This window comes from Paenibacillus sp. FJAT-26967, from assembly GCF_001541095.1.
Lineage (GTDB): Bacteria > Bacillota > Bacilli > Paenibacillales > NBRC-103111 > Paenibacillus_F.
In genome coordinates, this window is the sequence record NZ_LMXH01000001.1 from 2,026,935 (window position 1) to 2,049,847 (window position 22,913).

Annotated in this window: 19 protein-coding genes and 1 pseudogene; 17 read left to right on the forward strand and 3 right to left on the reverse strand. The window is 49.0% G+C overall.

Annotated features, from left to right (window positions below; genetic code table 11):
- The first annotated feature begins 8 nt into the window (after positions 1–8).
- Positions 9–1,115, forward strand: a complete 1,107-nt coding sequence (locus AR333_RS09015) for a glycoside hydrolase family 99-like domain-containing protein (protein ID WP_068774922.1) — start codon at positions 9–11, stop codon at positions 1,113–1,115.
- Between the two features lie 48 nt (positions 1,116–1,163).
- Positions 1,164–1,526 (forward strand): iron chelate uptake ABC transporter family permease subunit, encoded by a 363-nt coding sequence (locus AR333_RS09020; RefSeq protein WP_068774923.1) that lies wholly within the window; start codon positions 1,164–1,166, stop codon positions 1,524–1,526.
- A 69-nt stretch (positions 1,527–1,595) separates the two neighbouring features.
- Here the strand turns inward: AR333_RS09020 and AR333_RS09025 are convergent, their stop codons facing one another.
- A complete protein-coding gene (locus AR333_RS09025) occupies positions 1,596–2,486 on the reverse strand; it encodes a TetR/AcrR family transcriptional regulator (protein WP_068774924.1) in 891 nt (296 codons plus the stop codon).
- 149 nt (positions 2,487–2,635) lie between these two features.
- Here AR333_RS09025 and AR333_RS09030 point away from each other — a divergent pair, with 149 nt between their 5' ends.
- The 5 genes from AR333_RS09030 (at position 2,636) to AR333_RS09050 (ending at position 9,502) form a co-directional block, all read left to right on the forward strand.
- Entirely contained in the window at positions 2,636–4,228 is a 1,593-nt protein-coding gene (locus tag AR333_RS09030; protein ID WP_084783542.1) for an MDR family MFS transporter, read from the forward strand.
- Between the two features lie 298 nt (positions 4,229–4,526).
- Positions 4,527–5,735, forward strand: a complete 1,209-nt coding sequence (locus tag AR333_RS09035; RefSeq protein ID WP_068774925.1) for an erythromycin esterase family protein — start codon at positions 4,527–4,529, stop codon at positions 5,733–5,735.
- A gap of 124 nt (positions 5,736–5,859) precedes the next feature.
- The gene (locus AR333_RS09040) at positions 5,860–7,092 is read left to right on the forward strand and encodes a hypothetical protein (protein WP_068774926.1); all 1,233 of its coding nucleotides are present in this window, start codon (positions 5,860–5,862) and stop codon (positions 7,090–7,092) included.
- Positions 7,093–7,226: 134 nt separating this feature from the next.
- Positions 7,227–7,673 carry an OsmC family protein gene (locus AR333_RS09045; protein WP_068774927.1) on the forward strand — a complete coding sequence of 149 codons (447 nt, stop codon included), beginning with the start codon at positions 7,227–7,229 and terminating at the stop codon, positions 7,671–7,673.
- Between the two features lie 518 nt (positions 7,674–8,191).
- A complete protein-coding gene (locus AR333_RS09050) occupies positions 8,192–9,502 on the forward strand; it encodes a lytic polysaccharide monooxygenase (RefSeq protein ID WP_068775189.1) in 1,311 nt (436 codons plus the stop codon).
- Positions 9,503–10,015: 513 nt separating this feature from the next.
- Here AR333_RS09050 and AR333_RS09060 read toward each other — a convergent pair.
- Positions 10,016–10,231: a DNA-binding protein gene (locus tag AR333_RS09060; protein ID WP_068774929.1), complete on the reverse strand. Its 216-nt coding sequence runs from the start codon at positions 10,229–10,231 to the stop codon at positions 10,016–10,018.
- 159 nt (positions 10,232–10,390) lie between these two features.
- Positions 10,391–10,768, reverse strand: a complete 378-nt coding sequence (locus AR333_RS09065; protein ID WP_068774930.1) for a hypothetical protein — start codon at positions 10,766–10,768, stop codon at positions 10,391–10,393.
- 187 nt (positions 10,769–10,955) lie between these two features.
- Between AR333_RS09065 and AR333_RS09070 the strand changes: the two genes are divergently transcribed.
- The 10 genes and pseudogenes from AR333_RS09070 (at position 10,956) to AR333_RS09115 (ending at position 22,903) form a co-directional block, all read left to right on the forward strand.
- Complete coding sequence (locus tag AR333_RS09070) at positions 10,956–12,551, forward strand: DUF5050 domain-containing protein (protein WP_172798810.1); 1,596 nt, start codon at positions 10,956–10,958, stop codon at positions 12,549–12,551.
- A gap of 290 nt (positions 12,552–12,841) precedes the next feature.
- Positions 12,842–13,378, forward strand: a pseudogene (locus AR333_RS25350) (cupin domain-containing protein); the annotation flags it as partial.
- 564 nt (positions 13,379–13,942) lie between these two features.
- Entirely contained in the window at positions 13,943–14,944 is a 1,002-nt protein-coding gene (locus AR333_RS09080; protein WP_084783545.1) for a GNAT family N-acetyltransferase, read from the forward strand.
- 493 nt (positions 14,945–15,437) lie between these two features.
- Positions 15,438–16,769 carry an adenosylmethionine--8-amino-7-oxononanoate transaminase gene (gene bioA / locus AR333_RS09085; RefSeq protein WP_216638969.1) on the forward strand — a complete coding sequence of 444 codons (1,332 nt, stop codon included), beginning with the start codon at positions 15,438–15,440 and terminating at the stop codon, positions 16,767–16,769.
- The gene (bioD, locus tag AR333_RS09090) at positions 16,766–17,482 is read left to right on the forward strand and encodes a dethiobiotin synthase (RefSeq protein ID WP_068774934.1); all 717 of its coding nucleotides are present in this window, start codon (positions 16,766–16,768) and stop codon (positions 17,480–17,482) included. The genes bioA and bioD overlap by 4 nt, the downstream gene beginning before the upstream one ends.
- A 50-nt stretch (positions 17,483–17,532) precedes the next feature.
- Entirely contained in the window at positions 17,533–18,711 is a 1,179-nt protein-coding gene (bioF, locus tag AR333_RS09095; protein ID WP_068774935.1) for an 8-amino-7-oxononanoate synthase, read from the forward strand.
- Positions 18,708–19,478, forward strand: coding sequence for an alpha/beta fold hydrolase (locus AR333_RS09100; protein ID WP_253735755.1), 771 nt, complete (start codon positions 18,708–18,710; stop codon positions 19,476–19,478). Before bioF ends, AR333_RS09100 begins: the two co-directional genes overlap by 4 nt.
- Positions 19,475–20,353 carry a methyltransferase domain-containing protein gene (locus AR333_RS09105; protein ID WP_068774936.1) on the forward strand — a complete coding sequence of 293 codons (879 nt, stop codon included), beginning with the start codon at positions 19,475–19,477 and terminating at the stop codon, positions 20,351–20,353. Before AR333_RS09100 ends, AR333_RS09105 begins: the two co-directional genes overlap by 4 nt.
- Positions 20,354–20,568: 215 nt before the next feature.
- Entirely contained in the window at positions 20,569–21,669 is a 1,101-nt protein-coding gene (locus tag AR333_RS09110) for a cysteine synthase family protein (protein ID WP_068774937.1), read from the forward strand.
- Positions 21,662–22,903, forward strand: a complete 1,242-nt coding sequence (locus AR333_RS09115) for an MFS transporter (protein ID WP_068774938.1) — start codon at positions 21,662–21,664, stop codon at positions 22,901–22,903. The genes AR333_RS09110 and AR333_RS09115 overlap by 8 nt, the downstream gene beginning before the upstream one ends.
- Positions 22,904–22,913 lie beyond the last annotated feature (10 nt).

Genomic DNA, 22,913 nt, shown 5'->3' on the forward strand with positions numbered 1-22,913 from the left:
GATAGGAATTGAAGCTCATTGCCTTTTTACTGCCCCAGTTTCATGTTATTGAAGAAAATGACCGTTGGTGGGGGAAAGGCTTTACCGAGTGGACGAATGTCAAAAAAGCGGTATCTTTATACCGTCATCATAAGCAGCCTAAAATACCCTTGAACCATTATTACTATGATTTGACCGATCCGGATGCCAGGCTGTGGCAGGCTGAAACAGCCCGGAACTACGGGATTTACGGTTTCTGCTACTATCATTATTGGTTTAAGGGGAAGCGGCTTCTGGAAAGACCGTTTCAAGAAATTCTTAACAGCCGCGATCCCGATTTCCCCTTTTGTTTGTCGTGGGCCAATGAACCTTGGACTCGCAGATGGGACGGCATGGAATCCGATGTGCTGATGCCCCAGGATTATGGAGATGAAGAGGATTGGAAGGCCCATTTCGATTCACTTTTGGACGCCTTCAAGGATAAGCGTTATATTCGCGTAGAAGGCAAACCGGTGTTTCTCATCTACAGACCTGCAAGTATTCCGAGGTGCGAAGAGATGCTGCTCTTCTGGCGCAAGTTAGCCCTGCAGAATGGATTAGAGGGACTGCACCTCGTACGGACGCTGGGAGGGTTCCCGCTTGGTGAGCAGCAAGGATTCGATGCCAGTGTTGAGTTTGAGCCGCATTATACATTTGCACATGGAAGCATGAACCAACCCTGGCTCCAAATACCGGTCAAAGGCCATATGCATCTGGTCGTTGACTATGACAGGGTGTGGACAAACATTCTGGAGCGGACCCCTCATAGAAATGGAGAGCAGGTCTACCCGGGGGCCTTTGTCAACTGGGATAATACTCCCCGTAAAAAAGCGGAAGGACAAAGCTCCATCGGAATGAATCCGCAAAAGTTCAGCTGGTATTTGTCCAAGCAGATCTCAAGAGCGAGAGAAGCTTACAGGAGTGACTTCCTTTTCATTAATGCCTGGAATGAATGGGCAGAGGGAGCGTATCTGGAGCCCGATCAAGATTTCGGGTATGGGTATCTGCAGGCCGTCAAAGAAGCTCTGGAACATAACCGGACCAACAGGCTGCCTGCAGACGGTTCTGAAAATCCGGATGTAGGGTCCCGCCCATAATGGAAGCAGGGTCATCCATAGCAGCCGCTCAATAAGCCAGTCACAGGGATGATTACATCCTGTGGCTTTTCGTATATCCGTGATAATCTATTCCGTAAAGGTTCGGCTGTAGGCGTCGCGATTGTATTCGGACTGGACTCCCTGCTTCCTAACGGTCTGATACCTGTACATATGGCGGTTGTCGGTACAGTGATCGGAACTTTTCTGAGCTGTGTATCGGCCGCGCAAAATATCAGTTTCTGGCACAACTCACGGCTTCATCAACTGGAGCCTGATCTTATCTGGCTCTTTATTCCCTTTGCCATAATCGGTATCATTACAGCACTTCTACTCTCCCGATCCATAGCCATCATATCTCTTGGAGAAGAAGTCGCTGTAAATCTGGGCATGAGGACTTTGCTGATCAAATGACTGCGATAGGTGCATCGTTCTGCTAACGGCCATATCAGCAGTCCTGGCAGTGAATTGACGGAAGGCCGCTCAGATGAGTTCTGAAATAATTTTGTTGATCTCTGAGATTTGGGGATACTGGTCGTCCGGTACCGTCCCCTGCAAAAGCGCAAGCATGCCTTGGAGTACGATCGGCCGGGGGAGAGATTTCGCTGCTTCTTCCTGCAGGACCTCCAGAATCTGCTGAACAGAAGACCGCTTCTCGTCCTCTAATTGACTGCCCTCAACTGCACGGATTAAATTATCGACTGCCATGTACAATCGGCGGACCGCATATGTACCCTCCGTAATAGAAACCTCGGGAAAAATCGACTTCATGATCGTTGTTGTCAGCATAGGCTCTTTCTTGGAGCTGACAATACCGTGAACGGAGTCATCCAGCCGTGCGACGATATATTCGGCCACATCTCTGGGCAGGAATTGGACATTGTCGAGAACGACGAAGCCCATGTATTCACGGATGAGCGCAAGTAATACTACTGAGAGATCAAAAGCGTGCGGCTCGATGTCAGGGCCGTAAACTTGGATAATTTGATCCCGGAAGCAGACGTAGAACTTCGTTCTCATCGTCATCGAGAGTTTTTTTATTTCCTCACTGATATCAATCTGACCCTGGGAAAAAATTTTCAAGACACTGGAATTGGACATGAGTTCATTGAATTGAACCATGATTTGCTGATGGAGTCCTTCTTTAGGGTTAGAGGCGTAACGCTCAGCCGCAATCGATATATTGTTGAACAACTGTTCATGATAATGAAGAAATACCGCATAGAGTAATTCTTCCTTGGATTTAAAATAAAAATAGATGCCGCCTTTGGCTATACCCGCCGCATCCGCAATGTCTTGAATCGTTGCATGATGGTAGCCTCTCTCTGCGAATTGCTCCATTGCGCTTTGCAAGATAAGCGTCTTCTTATCCATGTCATATCCACCTTCCCAAATTTGTTTGACCACTTAGTCAAATATGGATATAATGATTTTTATGCTAATACTTAAAGGTTAAAGCTGTCCGCGTTGTTTATTGTAACACAAATTTTGACCGAAGGGTCAAATTGAGATGGAGGTTAGTTGTGGAAGCGAAAGAGAAAGGGATTAATAAGAATTTAGTGCTGTTCGGCCTCATTATGGGAATGTTTTTCAGTGCGCTGGAACAGACAATTGTGGGTACGGCTATGCCGACCATTATTTCGGAGCTTCAGGGATTCGAGATTTTTGCTTGGGTAACGACGGCATACATGATCACTTCGACCGTTGTCGTGCCAATCGTGGGTAAGCTGTCCGACTTGTACGGAAGAAGACTGCTTTATTTAATCGGGGCTATTATTTTCGCAGCGGGCTCCGCTTTGTGCGCGACAGCCGAATCCATGGAAATGCTCGTCGCATACCGGGCGCTTCAAGGAATCGGCGGAGGCATGCTTATGCCGCTATCGCAGACCATTATCGGCGACATCTTCACCGCGGAGCAGCGGGCTAAGTGGCAGGGCGTGTTCGGAGCGATCTTCGGATTGAGCTCGGTCATCGGTCCGTTCATCGGCGGTGTAATCGTCGATGCGGTCAGCTGGCACTGGATCTTCCTTATGAACGTGCCCTTTGGTATTTTGAGTGCCGTTATGATCTTTATGGGCATGAAGAACGAGTTCGTTAAACATACGGAGCGCGTTGAAATCGATTATCTCGGGATTTTCACCTTAGTGCCCGCTCTGATTTTGTTCCTGTACGGACTGACGTTTGGCGGCGATCAATTCGAATGGAACTCTGCAACGAGTTATTTAATTTTTGGCGGCGCCTTGTTTTTTACAATCGTTTTCCTCTATGCGGAGACCAAAGCCAGGGAACCTGTTCTGGATCTGTCCTTGTTCCGTAATCGGGTATTTACGACTACAAACGCATTAGGCTTCCTGCTCGGACTCGGCATGTTCGGCGCCATTATGTTCGTGCCTTTGTTTATGCAGGGGATTATGGGCGTATCCCCGACAAAGGCGGGATCAACGATGACGCCGATGATGATCGCTTTAATTGTCTCAAGCGTACTCGGAGGTCAATTACTGCTCCGGATGCCTTACCGGAGTGTACTGGCCGGCGGTATGATTATTACCACGGCAGGATTTTATTTGATCAGCACCATGGGTCTGGACACTTCCATGTGGATGGTCTATCTCTATATGGTTATTCTGGGTCTTGGGATGGGCTTAGTTATGCCGACGCTCATGATTGCCGTTCAGAATGAATTTTCCAAAGACCGGTTAGGTACGGTAACATCGGCTTCGACGTTTTTCCGCTCAATCGGGGGAACTATCGGTGTAACAGTACTGAGCGTCGTCATGAACAACACTTTACGTTCGAATGTAGATACACAAGCTGCCGCAGAACAGGCCCAGGGCAACGGTGCAGTCGTTGAGGCTATTCGCGGTATTCAAGCCAATGATATCGACTTGTACAGTGTGATGGTATACCCGGATAAATTCCCTCTGCCGGATGAGCTCAAGAAGCAGGTGATACACTTCATTCAGAGCGCTTGGACACAAGCCTTTTCGACGGTAGCTTTAACAGGACTGATCTTCGTTGCTGCGGGAATTATCGTTTCTTTCCTGGTAGGGAACAAGCGTATTGAGCGGGACCGTAAGGATGGAGAACAAGAAACTAAGCTTGAATTCGAGCATTAACCAGCAGTGAAAAGGCTGTTCCCCCGGGGACAGCCTTTTTTTTGTTGTTCTGTGATTTAGCATTAGTCATGAAATGCTGATATGCACGGACAAGTAGTCACATATACAATGCCGCGGGTATCATCGCCCTAAGTTATGACAAAAGCTAACTTGTTCATATGACATCGATTTTGTCATACTGGTCACAAACGAACTTGGTTTACATTAAAGTTTCTGGGGATGTTCAGCACAAGTTACATTTCAGGCTAAACCAGACAGCTCGAATTTATTGAGTCTGATTCCACAGGAGGATACCCAAATGCCCGTTAAATGGATGGAGAAAAATGCTCATGTTTTACAGACGCTCGAGTGTCGTTCCTCTTTGAAAGATTTGGAACCGCTTCGGGAAATGATCGGTTCAGCGCCAATTGTAGGACTCGGCGAAGCGGCTCATGGAACGCGAGAAATTTTTAAAGTGAAGCATCGTTTTGTTGAATTCCTGGTATCTGAAATGGGTTTTACCAATCTGGTATTAGAAGAGAATTGGGACAGCGCGCTGCGGTTGGATCATTATGTTCTGACGGGTGAAGGAAATCCAAGTGAGTTTCTCAATCCCGTCTTTAACACCAGGGAAGTTACGGATATGCTGGAATGGGTCCGCTTTTACAATGCCGATCCCGAGCATGAAGCGAAAGTACGTATCATTGGAATGGATATCCAGCAGGTCGATGAATCTGTCTATAACAAGATAACGGACTACATGTGTTTACATAGACCCGATCTGCTGCTTTCTGTAACTGAAAAGACGAAAGCACTTCTTCCGTTCACGAAGGATATCGGCTTGTTCAGCAGTCTTCCCAAAGAAGACAAAGACCGGCTGATTACCGAGGCACAAGAGATCAGAATGATACTCGAACAAAATAAAAATGATCTGGAAGGACAGGCTAACGAATTTCAGTGGATTCTGCAAAGCGTCCGGATCATAGAGCAATTTACCACAATGGCGGCTGTTTTGTCTGAACAGCCTTCCGAATTCTATCTTAAACACGATATCGCCATGTATGAGAACGCTAAATGGACTCAAGAGAATTTGGGCAAAACCATTGTATGGGCTCACAACGGTCACATTTCTAAAGAAAACTTGATTCCCTTTGTTTACCCTAAAGTATCGGGACAACATTTGGCAGAATATTACCGAGAGAAGTATGTTACGATCGGAACGTCCGTGTATCAGGGCAAGTATAACGCTTTTAACAGCCAGAATGATTTTGGACCTCACGGTACCATTCAATCGAATCCGGACAGCATTAACGATACGCTAGGACAGGTCCAGAAGGAGTTATTTTTTGTCGATTTGCGTAAGGCAGACGGTTTAACGAAAAGTTGGCTGGAGCAACCGCATTCTTTCTTCGCAGGAGTTACTGCAGTCGGTCCGGATATTCCAAGTACAGTAGATATACCGCTGGGAAGCTTGTTTGATATTCTCATCCAGATCCAGCAGGTTACTCCTTCTCAGCTAAGCCGGTAACAGGAGCAGCAGAGCAAGTCACTTCATCTCTTCAAACCCGTGCGGTGCGCGGTTTTTATTTTTCCAAGGTTCGGTAACTTTACGGACAAGCTTACGTCTAACTTGACAAAGGGGAGGAATAAACATGAAGAAATGGATCACCTTGCTGTTAGTGGCAGGAATGGTGGTGCTTGGCACGACGCGGCCCACTCAGGCACAGGCACGTCAAGAACTCGCTTTACCAAGCGAGATGCCGGCTATTACCCTGCTGGATGAATTTACTTTGTATTCCAGCAGCACAACAAGACCCTCAGAGGCTATCGGGGCGCTTAGTTCTTTACAATCGGTCCGATTAGCTCCGATCGAGAGAAACCAGCTGCTAGGTATTACGGCAATGGACAAGGTCAAGGTCGTAACATGGCTCGGCGATGCCTGGATTAATCTAAAAGAAGGCGCTTATAAGTATGGAGAGCTAGAGGTAAAGGAACAGACGATAACGCTGCTGGAGCAGACGACTTCCATTTATGATTCACCCATGAAGATGACTCCTTATGGACTTTCCCCGCAGAAGGTTCAGGCTATTGCCTCCATCGGTGCTTGTGATCCATACACACCCTGTTACTCGGAAGATAAGTGGTATCTCATCCGGACTTCTTGGCTCGGAGACAAATGGATTCGTCCTTATCACTATGCGGAGAAATATACCGGGAATCCGGTCGAGGGAATGATTGCTATTGCAGAAGAAAGCGAAGTATATCAGCTGCCTTTCGAAAAACCTTTGATCGATGAACCCAAAGTGACTCCACAAGTAGTGAAGCCTGTTTCAAAACATGTACAGCTGGTGCGCATGGTGCCACCGAGTGTCTGGTATCAGATCGAGACTCCGAAGGGACTTAGATGGATTGGTTTAGGCACTTCCGGAGGGCTTGGATTTGAAGGAGTAGAGCAGGTCGATCTTGAATTAAATATGCCTGTACCCTTTCACTATTATTCCGTTCCCTTTGATTATGCCGATAAATCTTCTATAGAGCAGCCGCAGCAAACCGTTCATGCACTTGGCAAAAGAGACGATTGGTACTTCGTATTATCGGAGGGTTCGGGCAAATGGATTAATCCGGCTAAGGCAGTTTCCTCTAAACTGACAGGAGATCTCCGGAATGATGCCAAGCTTGGTGTGAAGCAAATTACGACCCATATTGAATTGACAGAGACCTCCGTAGCTCTGGATATCCCTTATGTGAATCAGTCCACAGTCAACGACGGGCTTGCATTCACGCCGCAAACCGTGACTGCTTCTCGTGTTTGGGAATCACCCAATGGAGAGACCTGGTATTATATTCAAACGTGGAAGGGTGCCAAATGGGTACGGCCCCAGTAAAACATTCAAACCGGGATAAGAATTGAGGGCAATTGACAGTGAAGCAGGTGGAGTTTATAATAGCAATAATTCTTATAGGGTAAGTTGGTATTATAATTATCAAGCGGAGAAGCTGCATAAGGGGAGAAGATATTATGGCTGCTATTCAGACTTTCAGGGCATCTGCCCATTTACAAAACGGTGTGCAAGTCAAAACCCGTTCGAGAAATTTCGAGATCACGATAGATGAACCGGCAAGTCTCGGAGGCACGGATACCGGAATGAATCCGGTTGAAGTTCTTCTCGCTTCACTAGGTGCCTGTCAGTCAATCGTGGCGCGTGTTTATGCGCCTAAGTTTGAGGTTAAGCTGGATGACTTCCAAGTCGACGTAGAAGGCGATCTTGATCTGGACGGATTCTTTGATAGATCCGAAGTTCGTCCGGGCTACTCGGATATCCGTTATACATTCCGGATCAAAACCGATTCTCCGAGAGAGAAGGTAGAGAAGTTCGTCCAATTCCTCGAAAGTAAGTGCCCGGTTGGCGATACTATTGCTAATGCAGTTAATCTAAAACTCGAACGTATAATTATCGAGGACTAATCTTCCTTACCTTGGCCGTTATACTGCTGCTGGACACCATTGTTGATTCAAAGTGAATTTAGGATAGCGTTCAGCTGTGCACGGGTCTTACGATCCGTGTTTTTTTGTCAGGATTGGTAAGCGGGTGAAAAGCAGTGGAGGAAAAATTCAAAAAAATGAAACGGATTTAATATTGTATAATATGTAATTTGAGGTATAATATGAAATGTGTTTCTTGTCGCACTCGCTTGGGCCGTAGTTTTTATTTCTTTTTTGTTTTTGAAATCGCTTTCTTTTATTTTCCGGATGTAGGTATAAGCTCCATAGCGAGTTTATATAAGAGGATGGCTAAAGGAGGAGGATAACCTTTCGCTATACAAGTACTAATTTAATTGCTGGATCAGAATTTCATAGAAGGAGGGGATGCTTGGAAATTTCAGCCAAGCTGATACACAATATACCTTATTACCTATTCTACCATTATAAGGAGGAAATTTATAGTGACAACATTACGTTCATCTAATTCAGGTCTTTTCAAAATGGTTGTCGCAGGCGGCATGATGCTGGTGCTGACCCTCGCGATGCTTCTCGTATTCGGTGATAAAGCTTCTGCTCACGGCTACATCAATAACCCTTCCAGCCGTGCTGACCTTTGTGCCAAAGGTACGAATAAGAACTGCGGACTTATTATTTACGAGCCTTACAGCCTTGAAGCAGCTAAAGGATTCCCTGCAGCCGGACCGGCTGACGGTAAAATTGCAAGCGCTAACGGCCTGTTCTCCCAACTGGATGAGCAATCGGCAACTCGCTGGACCAAGGTAAACATCAGTCCGGGATCGACTACGTTCAACTGGACTTTGAAAGTTCCTCATGCTACTGCAAGCTGGAAATATTACATCACGAAGCAGGATTGGAACCCGAATGCGCCGCTTACTCGTGCATCGTTCGATCTGACTCCTTTCTGTAACGTGCCATACAAGGGTAAGCCTTCCGGTTCTTACTCTGACACTTGTAACGTTCCGGCTAGATCCGGATACCAAGTTATCCTGGCTGTATGGGAAATTTCGGATACCGGCAATGCGTTCTACAACGTTATCGATGTTAACTTCGGTGGCAATAGCGGCAACGTAGACAGTTCGGCCCCTACAGCACCGGCTGGTGCTGCGGCATCCAATGTTGCTGCGACAAGCGCAACGGTCTCCTGGTCCGCTTCCACAGACAATGTAGGTGTAACCGGCTACCGGATCTTCAACGGTTCGACGCAAATCGGTTCCACGACTGGAGCCCTCAGCTACAACTTGACAGGCCTTACTTCCAATACTGCTTACAATATCACGGTAAAAGCAGTAGATGCTGCAGGGAACGTATCTGCTGCAAGCAACGCGGTTTCCTTCACGACTCTGAACGTGTCAGGTCCTGATACTCAAGCGCCATCGGCTCCTACAGGCCTTCATGTTATGGGTACCAGCACTTCCACAACGATTCCTCTGATGTGGAATGCGTCCACAGATAACGTAGGGGTAACAGGTTACCAAGTATTCAACGGTAATACGCTGGTAGCTACAGTTTCCGGCTCCACCCTGAGTTACAACGTTACGGGCCTGACTGCGAATACAGCTTATGCCTTTACGGTAAAAGCGGTTGACGCTGCTGGTAATGTATCCGCTGCAAGCAACGTTACTAACGTTACGACTCCCGCAGCTCCTGCAACATTCCCGGCTTGGAACGCTTCTACTGCTTACGTAGGCGGAAGCAAAGTGACTCACAACGGTGTAAACTATGAAGCGAAATGGTGGACACAAGGTCAAACGCCAAGCGCGACTTCTGATGTCTGGAAAGTAATTCCTTAATTAATGCTTGCTTAAGCGGTACGAGATGACTTCTGATCATTCAGAGGTCATCTTTTTTATACTGCGAATAACCGTTAGACTTTATATCCGGATTATTCTTTATGATTGCCCCGGTAGTGTGCCGGAGTATAGGCAACAATTGCCTGACTTCCTCGGCTCGGCGGTGAATGTCTTCCGGTAAAAGTAATGCCAAGGTCCGCCAGAATAGCATGAAATGCCGGGATGAGAGATTCCTGAAGACCGGGCGGGGGAGTCTGTCTCCAGAATCTTATGGCAGCGGGCAAAAGTCGCGACGATCCAAAATACGGCTTCGCGGTGGCAGCCGGCCCGAATGAGCTCGCGGCTTCCTCCGATTGCTATCCGCCGTGCTGCCGGAGTAATATCGGTGCTGAAGAAAAACGTTGTCTTGGCCGCTTTTACAGCAGCATCGAATGTCCTCTCCAGCTCTGTCAGATGCTGCTCTATACGCTGTGAGCTTAAATGATTGCATCCGAGCATTCGTAACAGGAAATCTTAAGAGCGTTCTGCAAATGACTTCCCTTTATCGGCGAGTGCGAGGCGGATCAGCTCTATCCCTTTGGGACCCATGCCATGCAGCTGCAGCACTTCGGCTTCCGTCATCTTGCTGAACTGCTCCAGTGTCGACAATCCAGCCCCCCGGAGGGCACGCAGCGCCGGCTTGGACAGCCCTGCGGGAAGATCGGTATTTTGTTTTTCTTGAGAGTCCATTTGATAAACACTCCATTCGGGTTCATTTTAGAATAAGATTACTGTAACTTTATCTCATTTATCATCACGACTTCAACTCTATATGTATAGCAAGCACTCCTTTACTAGCAAAACCCGGCAAGCGCTGCCGGGGTTTTGTAGAGTCGAGCGATCGTTTACTTACATAATTGGGCTAAGAGAGTTTATAAAACTAAGTTCAGATTGCAGAATGCGTTGATCCGTGACGAGATTTCCCGATCCGTCAATCCCAAAGACGGAAAGCAGCACACTGGGCGCGACCGTCGAAACGGGATTGATTTGAACTTCATAGGCAACGTTTCCGGCAATAAAAAACTCTCTTACGTCATAAGCGTTTGCAGGAACCACATACGTAGTCAGATACGCCGTATAGAATGTCGTAGAATTGACGGATGCGAAGATTTCAACAGTGATCGTCACAGGATTGACGGTGTCCAGATTTCTTACATTCATAACAACGTTAGAGGATGCAGTGCCTACTGCTCTAGTATTTGTAATCGTTCCGGTAGAATAAGGCATGTCCATTCATCTCCTTTTTGTATGACATACTCTATCCTATGACGAATAAATTAGTAGGATTGGATGATAGTCTTTATTCCTTGTGGAAAATTTTTGAATATCATCCATAACTTTTCCTTTACTGTGGACGTCTGTAAAATCAGATCGCTGCAAACGGCTCAATAAAGAGAGGATGAATGATATGGGAATGAAACGTTTTTTGTTGACTGTTGTCAGTGTATGCAGCATAAGTACGGTAACTATGCCTATAGCAGACGCGGCCGATGAACCGGATGTTACGGTGACTCTGCCGAATTTCACGGTTACTTTGAATGGCAATATCGTAGACAATCAATATCGGGAGTATCCGCTCCTCGTGTATAAAGACATCACTTATTTCCCCATGACGTGGTACGATTCGAGACTGCTCGGACTGGAAGCGCGCTGGTCGCCGGCAGATGGCCTGAATATCGTTAAAAGCGATGTCACTTCTTCCTACAGATCTTACACAAAGAAAGTAAAGAACGATAACACTTACAAGGCAACAGTCCCTGCATCGGTCATTACGATCAATGGAAGTAAGGTGAATAACTCTAAGGAGGAATATCCGCTGTTAAGCTTCAATAATGTCACTTACTTTCCGCTTACCTGGAAGTTTGCGCACGAAGAGTTCGGATGGGATTATAAGTGGGACAACTCCAGAGGCCTTGCCATAACTTCGGATAATCCACCGCTGCGAACCGTGAACCTTCCGGCGGCCGCTGCTCACAACCAGGTTGCGCTGTATAAAGGCTATTATTATTATACTGAAGTTAACGATCGTACGATTCAAATTTATAGAGCACCGGAGAATGCGGTTTCACATAAAGAACTTGTATATGAGTATGAAGGGGATACCGCTTACGGGTTGAACAGCAACGTGAGATTCCGGGTAGAAAATGGCGAACTGTGGTTCTCCTATCATGTCGGTGGGGCCCTTATGGGGTCCGATGTATATGGCAAAGTGAATGCAGATGGCAAGGGAGAAGTGAAGCACCGGGGATATCTCGATTTTAAAAAAGCGGCTGGCGGCTCGCTGCTTATTCATCAGTCCGTTCCGCCGAGAGGCAATAATTTATCACTGGTACCGGAAGGATTGGATGATACCGCCAAGAGCAGCTTAGGAGATCCGGAACTTATCTACGGATGGCATATTTCAAGCGGCAGCAGTCAAAGCTTAGCTCCGGACCATTCGACCGCCATCGTAAATGACGATATTTATATCCTGGCGTCTACGTATCCTGCTCAAAGCGGCGGCAAGTTAAACCGGATTCACAGGATCAATCTTAGAACAAATGTAACGTCCGAAATCACGACATTCCCGGTGGAGCATTTTAAAGTGCTCCGTGATAAGCTGTATTATGTAAAAGAGGAAGATCATTTCTTATACACTTCTAATCTCGATGGATCTGACGAACAACAGATATCGGATAAACCCACTGCCAATTGGTATGAAGAGGTCGGAGGCAATGTGTATTATACCGTGAGAAGTGAAGAGGGCCACTACCGGCTGTACAAAGCTGCTGCCGATACTGAAGATATTGTTGTTGTTTGGGAACAACTGGAAAGCGTGCAGGCTGATAAGGATACGATAATTGTTCAAACAGCAGAAGACGGGGAATACGGGGTTAAGCTGCTGGATGCATCAGGCAGTCACAAGGTGTCCATTGCAGGTCAGGCTTCTCATGTTGGTGTTTATGACGGTTCAATCGTATTCGTCTCTGCAGCGGATCAGACGATCAAGCGGCTAGAGCTCAGGAAATAGAACATTTCTTAAAAAAAGCGGCTGCGGGAGCAGTCGTTTTTTTGGCGTGTCATTCGTAAATGGAAGGGACGGGGTTCCCTTTTCGCGGAAGAGAAAAACTTTGAGGTCATAAATAGTTAGAGGCTTCCATACTTTAGGGGAAGGTGCGGATGATTCACAATAGGGCCGGACTGCCCGCTGTGATGGAGTGCGAGGACAGTTGCTGACTGGCTCTCCTTGCTGCAAGATGAGCCGGTCCGGGACCTTTAATCGGATAATTTGCCGATATTATGAGAAAGGGGTAGATGGGCATGGCAATTTCATACATGGATTACACTTCACCTGATCTCCAGTTTTTTTATGATTTACCTAAGAATACCGCATTCAAAACGAACAACCAAAATTATATCAATCTGCTTGGCTATAGACAGCTCAACACCATAGGCAATGCCTCCATACTCGATATTTATTTAAGTCAGGGGCATTATGTAGAGCCGCATTACCATCAGAATGCATCCGAGCTGGTGTACTGTGTATCCGGAACGGCTGTTGTATCTTTTATTAATCCGTTCACGAACAAACTATCCAGCATTCCTATAAAGCCCGGTCAGGTGGCCAATATACCGCAAGGCTGGTGGCATTATGAAGAAGCAGCTGAAAATAACACACACCTGGTTGCGATCTTTGACGCGCCTATACCGGAGGTTATCTTCGGCTCGGATATTCTCAGGCTTACTCCTGCTCATGTAATGGCGCAAACATATTGCCTGGATGAAAAGAAGTGGAAGGAAGCGATTGCGCCTATTACAACAACAGTCGCGATCGGCCCGCTTGACAGCTGTCACAAGCAGCCCCGCAGCGGGAGAGAATACCGAGAGGATAACCCCGGATCCGATTCCACCTTCAATTCCTCTCAGAGAGGCCAACGATACACCCAGTCATCCGTTTATCCTTCTTCTTCCGGGTATCCTGTCTCCTACACACAACAAGTTAGGCCCTCTTCACAGCAGCAGATCTACCGCGCACCCGCGTCTCCCCATGCAGGTATTCCGAGTCCGAACTATGGCTATGAACGCAGCTACCCGCCTCAGCCGTATTCTTCTGCATCCTATGTAAATCCTGTTTGTAGGGATAACTCGTATTGGGATCAGAATATCCAGCTTACTAATCGGGAGACGAACAGAGTGCCATAGTCTGCCGATTATTAAGGGACGGGGACCAAGAGCTTGTATAAGATACGGTGGTCTTACAAATAGATAAATAGCCCGGCAAGCCAAGGTTGAACATCCGTACGGTGATCAGCCTGTTTGCTGTTTTTTGATTATACGGATACTCTCCATACCAAAATCAGGGACTTAATGGAATAATGATAGAAACATGATTTATTTAACTATTGGGAAAAGAGGTAGCCGATGTCCATTTTACTAAGAGATTTACGATTGCCTGAAGATTACACAGCTTTGGCAGAACTTCTTAATACGCACGGGTCAGAGCCGACCACGGCGGAGAGACTGAGGGAGGACGATTCAAAGCTTTACGAAGTAGGACATACATACCTCGACGAGAATGGACTTCTCGCCGGGTATGATCGTACTCGGAAAGTAGCGGTAACGGAGCAGGATGAGATCGTGGGGTACATAAACTCATGGCGGGCACCTTGGACGGAACCGGGCTATCTGAATAACACTCTCATCGTCGCAGAAGATTACCGCAGGCAAGGAATAGGGCAATTGCTTCTGCAGCATGCAGCGGGTTGGGGAGAGAAGGTGGGGGCGGATACATTGGTAACCGAAATTTGGGATGATAGTCCGGAATCACTCCATTTTGCCAAACGCACCGGATTTGCAATCGAGCGGCATGCTTTCCAATCCGTGCTTACCTTGAACAAGGTAGATCCGGATAGTGCATTCGACCATGAACTGTTCGATAAGCTAGCTCAGGACGGGATCCGGTTTATAACACTGGCGGAAGAACCGGATGAAGAGGGCGAGCAGAAATTGTACCGTCTCTATGAAGAGACGCTGAAAGATATACCCGGGTATACGGGAGAAGTCCCTGTTTTTGATCAATGGAGGAAATGGTATTTGATGGCAGAGGGCTATTCTCCTGAACAGGTCCTTCTTGCTGTGCATGACGGCAAACACGTAGGAGTGTCCAATGTACTGTACAATCCGTTAACGAATGGGATGTATCACGAATATACAAGTGTCGCCAGAGCTTACCGTGGACGTAAAATTGCGTTGGGACTGAAAATGAAAGCAATCCTCCTTGCCAAAGAGCGTCATGCGGCTTATCTTCGTACGGACAACGATTCCCTGAACGAGCCTATCTTACGAATCAATCGCCGATTAGGCTATGAAGCGCTGAGAGGGAGCTACCGGTTAATAGCTAAAGTGACGGATGTGCGTGGTTAATTTTCCAGCCCGTACTATAGAATCTGACAAGAGCCAGTCTTATTTATAAATTGGAGGATGAGGCAAACGCAAGAATTCAGTTAATCGAAAAATTTTGGCCTGTTACACGCGAAAGGTCTTCTTATATAGTATGAATGATCCAATTAATTAATTAATGCTATTAATGATTAATGGCATAAATTTGGGTATAAAAAAAGCAGTACCATGAATGGCTAATAAGCGGTTGAAGGCACCCATTGAGGTGTCTTTTTTGTCTTATCCGCAGACCTGATCACAGGTCCCCAAAGACAATGTAACAAGTCTATTAACGGGTCTGAATGTATTTTCGCTTCCGCCTCTGATTTAAATGATAGGGCAGGAGTCTCTTTACAGGGGAGATCATCGTCTGATAGAATAGCACTGCTCTATTGTCAACTTTATATTTAAAATTAGGTTAACAATAAATAAAGGATGGTGATACCCCGTGTTCTCGCGTTATGAAAGACTCGCCGACATGAATAAAGCGCATGTATGGCATCCTTTTACACAAATGAAAGATTACAACAACTCCGACCCCCTTATTATCGAACGAGGCGAAGGTGTGATGCTGTACGATGTCCAGGGCCGCGCTTACTATGACGGATTCTCGTCCGTATGGCTGAATGTGCATGGGCATAATGTGCCCGAGATGAATCAAGCGATCACAGACCAATTGGGGCGTGTTGCCCATTCGACACTGCTCGGTATGGCCAATGTTCCTGCGATCGAGCTTGCCGCGAAGCTGGCGCAAATTGCGCCCGCAGGACTGACCAAAGTCTTCTATTCGGATTCGGGTGCGACGGGTGTCGAGATCGCGATCAAAATGGCTTTTCAATATTGGTATAACCGGGGTCAGCCTTCTAAAAAAGGATTCATTACGATGAATCAGGCTTATCACGGAGATACGATTGGTGCGGTAAGCGTCGGCGCAATTCCTCTGTATCACGATGTATTCCGGCCCATGCTCTTCCCGGCGCATACGATCCCGTATCCTTACGCATACCGCCACGAGGGCGGCGCGGCTGCTGCGATGAAGGATACACTGGATGCACTCCGCGATGTGCTGGAGGAAAGGGCGGATGAAATCGCGGCCCTGATCGTAGAGCCCATGGTGCAGGGTGCAGGAGGGATCATCCTCATGCCGCCGGGGTGCTTGCGTGAGATCGCTTCGCTGTGCCGCAAGTATGGCGTACTGCTGATCGCCGATGAAGTGGCTACGGGCTTCGGCCGGACGGGCGAGATGTTCGCCTGCGACCACGAGCAGGTGTCTCCGGATCTGCTGGTCATCGGCAAAGGATTGACTGGCGGTTATTTGCCGGTAGCCGCGACGCTTGCTACAGGGGAAGTATTCGATGCCTTCTATGCCGAGTATGAAGAGCAGAAAACATTTTTCCACGGTCATTCATTTACAGGTAATCCGCTGGGCTGCGCTGCAGCACTTGCCAGCCTGGAGCTGATGCAGAAGAGGAATCTTATAGAGGAGGGGAGAGGAAAGGCTGTATTCATCCGGAAAAAGCTGGAATCGTTAGCAGGGCGCCCCTATGTGGGCGAAGTTCGCCAGCTGGGATTCATGATCGGAATTGAGCTGGTGCAGGATAAACGGACCCGGACGCCTTTCGGATGGTCAGAGCGCGTCGGTGTGCGTGTGAGCCAGCGTGCAAGAGAACTTGGCATGCTGACAAGGCCTCTGGGCAACGTAGTGGTCTTCATGCCTCCGCTTGCCAGCACCGAAGAGGAATTGGACGCGATGATCCATATTTTGATCCGTTCCATAGTTGAAATAACGGAAGGTGCTCCTGCGCAATGAATATATTCAGCGGATTATTTATTACGGGTACGGACACTGGCGTCGGAAAAACCATCGTGACAGCCGCTCTTGCTGCAGCCCTGCGGGCTGAAGGAATACATGCCGGCATATGGAAGCCCGTACAGTCAGGGGCGCAGCTGGGCAGCGGAGCGACTGATGCGGAGCGCCTGCTGCGCTATACGGGAATCCCGGAACGCCCCGAGACCGTGGCGCTGTTCTCGTTCGCTGCGCCGCTGGCTCCTCTTATCGCTGCGAGACAGGCTAACATATCGGTTACGCTGAAAGATTTGGTGTCCGCCGGAAAAACAGCCGCCCGCGGGTACGAGACACTGATTGTCGAGGGTGCCGGCGGTGCGGCGGTTCCGCTCACGGAGGATTGTCTCACGGCTGATCTGATCTTGGAGCTGGGGCTGCCAGCCTTGATCGTAGCCCGTTCAGGCATGGGTACCGTAAATCATACGGCGCTGACCGCCTTTTTTCTTCAACAGCGTAAGATCCCGGTCATTGGCGTTATTATGAATGACGGGACCGGGGACGGATTGGACCAGGATCCCAGCGTTGCAACGAATGTGGAGTTAATCGAACACATCAGCGGTCACCGGGTGTTAGGGCGTTTTCCCGTCCTGCAAGGAGAAATCCATCCTCAGGTTCTGGTCGATACCGTAAGAAAATCAATTGATTTGGAACCGGTCCGGCGAGCTCTTGCTATGTAAGCCAAATTCTTGTGAACAGTAATGAATAACGAATGAAGGTGGCACCTGTCATGAAATGGATGGAACAAGAACTGGAGTCTCTGGCGGGGGAATCGCTGGAAAGATCTTTGCGGGAGGGTGTTCCTGTGCAGGGGAGTCCCGCTTGCGCCAGGCAGGGAGAACAGGCGAAGCTTAATCTGTCATCGAATGATTACCTGGGACTCGCCGGCCACCCCGCTATCACGGAGACGATCCGCAGGGAATTGCTTCGCGAAGGGACTGGTTCCGGCGCATCCCGGCTTGTGACGGGTAATGCCCCTGCCTATACCCGTCTCGAAGAAGAACTGGCCTCCTGGCAGCAAAGTGAGAGCGCTCTAGTATTCGCTAACGGATATATGGCCAACACAGGTGTCATACGAGCTGTTGCAGGCCGCAGCGACGTTGTTTTCAGCGATCAGTTGAATCATGCCAGCATCGTGGACGGTATTGTCTTGAGCCGTGCGGAACATGCACGGTACCGTCATAACGATATGAGCCATCTGAGATCTCTCCTCCACAAATATCGGGACAGGCCCCGGAAGCTGATCGTAACGGATGCCGTGTTCTCCATGGATGGCGACAGTGCGCCTCTGAGGGAGCTGGCAGAACTCAAACAGGAATATGGGGCCATGCTGATGGTGGATGAAGCGCACAGCGGGGGCATATATGGAACACAGGGCGAAGGCTTGTGTCACAAACTCGGGATTAAAGACTGCGTAGACATCCATATGGGAACGTTCAGCAAATCATTCGGAGTTTACGGGGCTTACATTTGCGGAAGCCGTACACTGGTCCGATGGCTGGTTAATCATGCGAGGCCGCTAATTTATTCAACCGCGCTGCCTCCTGCACTAGTGGCGGGGATTTCCACCGCGCTCCATCTGGTTCGGACGGAGCATGAAAGGCGTGAGAGGTTGTGGGACTCCGCTCCATTATTCCGGTCCTTACTGGACTCGGCGGGATTCAGCATCGGATCGGGCGATTCTCCCATCGTTCCGCTTCTTGTCGGTGATAACGCCAAAGCTCTACGTTTCAGCAGCGCTTTGGATACACAAGGTATCGCGGCTGTGGCGATCAGGCCGCCGTCCGTGCCTGCGGGTACCGCGCGAATCCGTTTTTCCTTATCCGCCTCCCATACGGTCAAGGAGCTGGCTGAAGCTGCCGGAGTAATACGCAAAACCGGATTAGAGACGGGGGTACTCAAATCGTGACCATACAAATGGATGCGCGGGAACAGGGCTTTGAAGGCGGCAGAGCGACAATCTTGTGGCTGACCGGCTGGAGCATGCCGACTGCGGCTTTTGACCGTATCCGGCAATGGCTGCCGGAATATCGGCATACCTATGCCGATTATACTCAAGCCGGTACCGCCGAAGAAATAATCCAGCTGGCTGAAACGGCAGCCGGTTCGCTGCGGACATCCCGGCATATAGAGGCGGCTAAGAGCGGGTCCGATGAGCGGCTGCTGATCGCTGGCTGGTCGCTGGGGAGCTTGCTCGCGCTAAGACTTGCGTCGCGGGGACAGGCGGACGTCCTCGTCCTCTTCGGGGCAACGGCGAGATTCGTACGGCCCAGAGAAGAGAGGCACCTCGGTTGGCCGGACGCTTATCTCAAGCAAATGCTTGCGGGACTCAGGAAGGACCGCTGCGAGGCGGAGGTCAAGTTCCGGCAGCTGGCATTCGGCGATTCGTGCGATAACGCGTCATTCTCGCCTGCGGCCAGCTGGACAACATCCGCGCTTGCTGCGGGATTAGAAGTCTTGCGTCATGAAGATTATCTGGCAGTGCTGCCCCAAATCGGATGTCCCGTTCTTCTCTTTCACGGCACCGAAGATAAGGTCTGCCCTTTGGCTGCCGCAGAAGAACTCCATCGGCATTTGCCCCGGGCGAAGCTGGTAACGCTGCCGGGTGGCGGTCATGCGCCGTTTGCGGGAAGAGAAATTTACATAGCCGAAGAAATAAGGAGCTGGTGGCGATGAGCGCTGCCAATAACACGGCCGCACGCGGATTCGACCGCAGTGCAGCAGGGGCATATGATATTCATGCCCGGGTGCAGAGTATGATGGCAAAGCGGCTTGCAGATTCTGTCGCGCTTCTGACGGACGAAAGCGAGATGACCGAACTGCGTATACTTGAGGTTGGCTGCGGGACCGGTTCGCTAACTGAAATATTGGACGAGAAATGGCCATGTTCTTGCATTACTGCCGTAGATGTATCGCCTGCGATGATTGAAGCGGCTGAGCGGCGTATGCTGCGTACTGCCGGAGATAACTTGCTTCGCAGGGGCAGCCGTAGGGATAATATGCGTTTTGTTCAAGCCGATATCGAAATGTGGGCTGAACAGGCTCCGGCGGGTTCATTCGATCTCATCCTATCGAATGCCTGCTTCCAATGGCTGCGAGAACCGGCTTCGACTCTGCGGCATCTTCGGCGGCTGTTAAGCCCGGGCGGCTTCCTGGCATTCGCAACTTTCGGACCGGATACGTTTCGTGAACTGCATGAGTCGTTCGATCAAGCTTATCGGGCTGTAGGAAGGGCGCCGCAGAGGCACGGGTTGTCTTTCCAGACGCGGGAGGATTGGTTAAGCCAGATGAAGACAGCGGGCTTAAGCGAGATCCGGAGCGAACGGTCTGACTACATTGAAAAGCACCCGTCTCCCCGGGATTTTCTGCTTTCTGTCAAAGCGCTGGGAGCCAGTTCCTCGGAGGCGGAAGTTCCTGGGGTAGCTTTGTCCAGACAGCTGTTTGCTGCTATGTTCAGGCACTATGAGAACCATTTCGGGATACCTGAAGGAGTAACCGCGACATACGATCTCTTAATGTTTCAGGGCTCGACTGCTCCTGATCGTGTCTAGTACAGCTTTAAAGGAATCGTTACAAGAAACGGATGTTTCCTCATTTTGGGGACATCCGTTTTTAGTTTTAAGGGCGGACTTATACATAGAAAGGAGCGAGTCGGTAGCAAAGGGTTGAATTTTTTATCCATAAATAGCCCGATCTAGCCATATATGGAATTCACGAATTCCTTTAAGATAAAGTTGCCCGAAAAAAATCCTTAAGGTGGTGGAGAATGAACTCGGTACTGGACACGATAGGAAAAACTCCTGTCATACAATTGCGCAATGTAGTCACGCGAGAGGAGGGAGAATTATGGATCAAATTGGAGCGTACCAATCCCGGAGGGAGTATTAAGGACAGGCCAGCGCTTTTCATAGTGGAAATGGCCGAGCGAAGGGGGTGGCTAAAACCGGGAGGGACACTGATTGAATCTTCTTCCGGCAATTTCGGTATTTCACTCGCTATGATAGGGGCTGCAAGGGGATACCGGGTCATCATACTCGTTGATCCCAAAACAACTTCCACGAATTTATCCATGCTCAAAGCTTATGGAGCAGAGGTGATTGTTGTGACGGAACAGGATGACAGCGGCTCCTATCATAAAACAAGAATTACTTTGGCGAACAAGTTACACCGGGAGATTCCGGACTCGTTCCGTCCCGATCAATGTTTTAATCTGCTCAACAGCGAAGCCCACTACAAACAAACGGCTGCCGAGTTATTTCAGCAATGTGGAGAAAATCTGGATGCCGTTATTCTAACGGTGAGTACAGGCGGTCAGATCGGAGGATTCTCCAGATATTTCAAAGAAAAAGCTTCCCATGTGAAGATCATTGCAGTGGATGCAATCGGTTCAACTATCTTCGGAGGAGTCCCGCATCCTTATCTTCTTCCTGGTATGGGCCTAAGCTGGACACCGGCTAACGTCGGTGATTTGAACCGGATTGATGCTGTTTACAAAGTACCCGATGAGGAGTCCTTCAGAATGTGCCGCGTATTAGCACGCCACGAAGGTATCCTGTGCGGAGGTTCAACCGGAGCGGCTGCGCTAGTAGCGCTGAAACTGGCGCAGGCCCGGGGGGACCGCAAGCGAATCGCCGTGATTGCCTCGGATAATGGGGAACGGTACCTATCCACAATTTATAATGACGAATGGATGAACAACCATTCGATGAGCACATCGACGAGTCCTGCCGATTTACGTGAATGGACACGTACCCATTTGCAGCCTTATAGTGTGTTTCCTGCTGAAACGGCTAATTACAAGCCTGAGCTGGAGGATCTTCTTGATTCGCCAAGCCGGTATCTCAAGGACCAGATCTTGTATGAATAAGAAGCTGATTCATGCGGAGAGCTTGCGTCCGGATCCGGACAATCCCTTCTCGAAGCACGCGATGCAGATTTATGCGATTACCGTGTTTTTCTATGCAATCGTTTACATGGTTCTGATGGTTCTGCCCTTTTATGCGGCGAGCCTAGACGGATCGACTACGGATATCGGTCTTATCATGGGAGTCACGATGTTCACGTCCATGTTAGTCCGGCCTATAGCGGGTAAAGTTATGGACAAATACGGAGCACATCGTGTTTTCGTTATCATACTAGTGTTATTCGCTGCGTCCTTGTTCGGTTATTTCGTACCGCAGCTATGGGTGCTGGGGCTGGTTCGCGTTATTCAAGGAGCTGTTGCTGCGTTCTTCTCTACGGCGATGGAGATCATTACGATGGATCTGATGTCCGAGCGAATGAGAGGACAAGGATTATCACTTTATTCGCTGGCTACTATGCTGCCCTCGACTTTCGGCCCTGCGGCTGCGCTTGCTCTGAAGGACACGCTGTCAATGAATATGATGCTGCTTGTATTCATAGGTTTGGCGATCGGAAATGTAGTATTTGCCATTCAAGTATCGAGATCCGGGCAGCTTAGTCATCTTAGCCGTACAACCGCTGCAGAACCAGAGCAACCGGCTAAAAGTTCTTCATGGAAGCAAAGGGCGCTATTGGTATCCTCCGTAATGATCCTGCTTGCTTCGGTAGCCAATGGCGCGGTCTTTACATTCCTGCCTCTTTATTTGGAAGAGGCGCACTCTCGGGCTGCGGTCTGGTACTTTTTGACCCAGACGATTGTGCTGGTCGTCTGCCGATTTATCGGACGCGGAATGATTCCATCCGACGGGACGGCTCCCAAAGGGCTGGTGGGCATTACCTGCTTGCTGGCAGGGACAGGCTGCTGTCTGCTGAGTCTGGCACCATATGGCTTTACTTTGCTGGCCGCGGCCGTGTGCAATGGAATTGCCTTTGCCCTGTTATATCCGGCTCTCTTAACCTTCGTCTCCTTTGCTGTACCGGCTTCTGCCAGAGGCTTTTTAATCGGACTGTTTATCGGAGCCGCTGATTTCGGTTTCTCACTGGGTGCCTTGGCTATGGGGCCCCTCGCCGAGTATTACTCCTTCCGTGTCATGTACGGCTGCTGCGCACTTCTATGCCTGCTGCCTTGCGTGCTGCTGTTCTTCCAGACGGATCGTTCGGACCGAAATCAGAGAGCTTTTATGAACAAAAGCGTCTGACTTTTAAACA

Bases quoted from the DNA above. Each gene is read 5' to 3' on its own strand.
- AR333_RS09020 (WP_068774923.1), top strand. From the start codon at position 1,164: ATGATTACATCCTGTGGCTTTTCGTATATCCGTGATAATCTATTCCGT.
- AR333_RS09025 (WP_068774924.1), bottom strand. From the start codon at position 2,486: ATGGATAAGAAGACGCTTATCTTGCAAAGCGCAATGGAGCAATTCGCA.
- AR333_RS09035 (WP_068774925.1), top strand. From the start codon at position 4,527: ATGCCCGTTAAATGGATGGAGAAAAATGCTCATGTTTTACAGACGCTC.
- AR333_RS09040 (WP_068774926.1), top strand. From the start codon at position 5,860: ATGAAGAAATGGATCACCTTGCTGTTAGTGGCAGGAATGGTGGTGCTT.
- AR333_RS09045 (WP_068774927.1), top strand. From the start codon at position 7,227: ATGGCTGCTATTCAGACTTTCAGGGCATCTGCCCATTTACAAAACGGT.
- AR333_RS09050 (WP_068775189.1), top strand. From the start codon at position 8,192: ATGGTTGTCGCAGGCGGCATGATGCTGGTGCTGACCCTCGCGATGCTT.
- AR333_RS09060 (WP_068774929.1), bottom strand. From the start codon at position 10,231: ATGGACTCTCAAGAAAAACAAAATACCGATCTTCCCGCAGGGCTGTCC.
- AR333_RS09065 (WP_068774930.1), bottom strand. From the start codon at position 10,768: ATGCCTTATTCTACCGGAACGATTACAAATACTAGAGCAGTAGGCACT.
- AR333_RS09070 (WP_172798810.1), top strand. From the start codon at position 10,956: ATGAAACGTTTTTTGTTGACTGTTGTCAGTGTATGCAGCATAAGTACG.
- AR333_RS09080 (WP_084783545.1), top strand. From the start codon at position 13,943: ATGTCCATTTTACTAAGAGATTTACGATTGCCTGAAGATTACACAGCT.
- bioA (WP_216638969.1), top strand. From the start codon at position 15,438: ATGAATAAAGCGCATGTATGGCATCCTTTTACACAAATGAAAGATTAC.
- bioD (WP_068774934.1), top strand. From the start codon at position 16,766: ATGAATATATTCAGCGGATTATTTATTACGGGTACGGACACTGGCGTC.
- bioF (WP_068774935.1), top strand. From the start codon at position 17,533: ATGAAATGGATGGAACAAGAACTGGAGTCTCTGGCGGGGGAATCGCTG.
- AR333_RS09105 (WP_068774936.1), top strand. From the start codon at position 19,475: ATGAGCGCTGCCAATAACACGGCCGCACGCGGATTCGACCGCAGTGCA.
- AR333_RS09110 (WP_068774937.1), top strand. From the start codon at position 20,569: ATGAACTCGGTACTGGACACGATAGGAAAAACTCCTGTCATACAATTG.
- AR333_RS09115 (WP_068774938.1), top strand. From the start codon at position 21,662: ATGAATAAGAAGCTGATTCATGCGGAGAGCTTGCGTCCGGATCCGGAC.